The sequence below is a fragment of the Flectobacillus sp. genome (genome assembly GCF_049240685.1).
Classification (GTDB): domain Bacteria; phylum Bacteroidota; class Bacteroidia; order Cytophagales; family Spirosomataceae; genus Flectobacillus.
Genome location: NZ_JBMLSD010000186.1, coordinates 1 through 2,362, shown reverse-complemented (window position 1 = coordinate 2,362; position 2,362 = coordinate 1). Strand labels below are relative to the sequence as shown.

The 2,362-nt window shown below is 42.9% G+C and carries 2 protein-coding genes; both read left to right on the top strand.

What is annotated here, in order from left to right; all coding sequences use genetic code 11:
* Positions 1 to 164: 164 nt before the first annotated feature.
* Positions 165 to 1,043 (top strand): tyrosine-type recombinase/integrase, encoded by an 879-nt coding sequence (locus ACOVQ4_RS08615; protein WP_421820245.1) that lies wholly within the window; start codon positions 165 to 167, stop codon positions 1,041 to 1,043.
* Positions 1,013 to 2,116, top strand: coding sequence for an IS91 family transposase (locus tag ACOVQ4_RS08610; RefSeq protein WP_421820244.1), 1,104 nt, complete (start codon positions 1,013 to 1,015; stop codon positions 2,114 to 2,116). Before ACOVQ4_RS08615 ends, ACOVQ4_RS08610 begins: the two co-directional genes overlap by 31 nt.
* Positions 2,117 to 2,362: the final 246 nt, after the last annotated feature.

Below are 2,362 nucleotides of genomic sequence, written 5' to 3'. Positions count from 1 at the left end.
GTTGAACTAAACCTTCGGTAGCTTTATGGTTCTTTTATTCGTTTATTTGTTGATTCAAAATTAAATCAAAATCAATTAACCATGACTAAAAAAAATCAAGAGAAGAATTAGGAGAAAACAAAATTTTAAACCGAGCTAAAAACGAAATTGAGGGATTCTCAGAATTGTTGCATCGCTTTGAGCGGAATATTTCGGTTTTAGGTCGCAGTCCTCGGACATATGACAATTATTCGAGACATATAGCTGCGGTAGCACTCTATTTCAACCAACTGCCTACAAAGATTGACCCCGAGCAGATTCAAGACTATCTATTTTATCTACAAAAGAAGTCCAAGACCCCCTCTCAAACCTATTTTAAACACACAGTCTATGGACTGCGATTTATGCTCAAAGCCGAGGGGTTGGATTATAGTCATTTGCGACTGCCAAGTATCGCTCATGAGAAAAAACTACCTGTTGTTCTCAGTAAGCAGGAAGTATGGCGAATGTTGAAGGCATGTAAACTACTCAAACATAGAATACTCATAGGTTTACTCTATGGCTGTGGGCTGCGATGTATGGAAGTGAGAAGTGTGCGACTTCAAGATCTAGACTTTGACCGTAAGCAGCTCCATGTGGTACAGGGCAAAGGCAAAAAAGATAGACTGGTTCCCTTGAGCGATCATTTGATACGAGGGCTCCATCAGTATATCGAAGCCGAGAAGCCAAAGGACTGGCTATTTCACGGACAACCTGAAGGTAGAGCAGGTGGTGAACTGGATAGTCGCTATAGTCAGCGAGGCGTACAATGGGCGGTGAAGCAATCAGCCAAGGCAGCATGCATACTCAAAGATGTGCATGTGCACACCCTTCGCCATTGCTATGCGACTCACCTGTTAGAAGACGGTATGGATATTCTCACCTTGCAGAATCTATTGGGTCATGCCAATATTGAGACCACGATGGAATATCTGCATATAGCGCAGCTAAGCCACAAATCTGCTTTCAGTCCACTCGACACCTTGTTTGCTCAATGCAGCCCCGCTTCGAAATTGCCGAAATAATATCGAGGCTAGGTAATGAAGTAGAAAACTTAGGACTCAATACATGGCAGCTTCGCACCTTATCAGCCATTCGGCGCTGCCGAACGGCATCACTAGGCGGTCATGTAGATGCTTGTGATGGATGTGGTAATATTAGTATTAGTTATAATTCATGCAGAAATAGACATTGCCCAAAGTGCCAAGGTCACAAGCGAGAAGAGTGGATACAGGCTAGGGAACAGGAGCTACTTCCTGTGCCATACTTTCATGTCGTATTTACGCTCCCTAGCGAAATGAATCCGCTATCGATACCTAAACCCAAAGCGGTCTATGATATGCTCTATGAAGCTACTTGGGAGACATTGTCGCAGTTTGGCAATACACAAGGACTCAAAATGGGCATGATAGCTATCTTGCATACCTGGGGTCAGAATTTATCATTGCACCCACACTTGCATTGTATCGTACCCGGAGGGGGAATAGATAAAAACGGAGACTGGAAGAATATTCGCTCAGACGGTAAGTATCTATTTCCAGTCAAGGCTCTGTCCAAGGTGTTTCGAGCCAAATATGTAGCCAAGCTGCGAAGAGAAAAATTGGTAACCCAAAATATATTGGACTCCTTGTTTCAGAAAAACTGGGTGGTCTATGCCAAGCGACCCTTCGGTAATCCAAAGTCTGTCGTCGAATACTTAGGACGATATACGCATAAAATTGCGATAAGTAATCATCGAATTCAGAAGATAGAAAATGATACGGTGACTTTTGGATACAAGGATTATAAGGATGGAAGTAAGAAGAAATCTATGACCATAACCCACGCAGAATTTACCCGCAGATTCTCACAACATATCTTACCGAAGCGGTTCGTAAAGATACGACACTATGGAATCTTGAGCAGCACATGGAAGCGAGAGAAGCTAAAAAATCTACAAGAAAAACTTCGAGTAAAGCTACCCAAGCAGAACGAAAAACAAACTCTCCTGCGCGTATGTCCCTGCTGTAAAAAAGGACTGCTCAAGACGATTTGCACCTTTGACCAGCGAGGACCACCAAAAGAATATCTTATGGGTAAATCTCCAAAAGCCTGCTAGAGTGTGGGTAAGGGAAGGTATGTCTTGAAGACAAAAAAAATGACAAAAAAACAAAAGATAGGGTTCAGCACCCACCTCGCTTTCTAAAGAGTAGCTCACTGACTCACAAATAAAACTAGTGATCCCGATAGCCATCGGGACGATAAGTCCATAATAAAAATCTCTCATTTTAATCTCCGCTACCGAAGCTTCCGTTCAACTGGAGGTTTCATTGTTGGTGCTTCGCACCCAACGAAACCTTAGCTG

Excerpts from the sequence above, each read along its gene's own strand:
- ACOVQ4_RS08610 (WP_421820244.1), top strand. The coding sequence starts at position 1,013 with ATGCAGCCCCGCTTCGAAATTGCCGAAATAATATCGAGGCTAGGTAAT.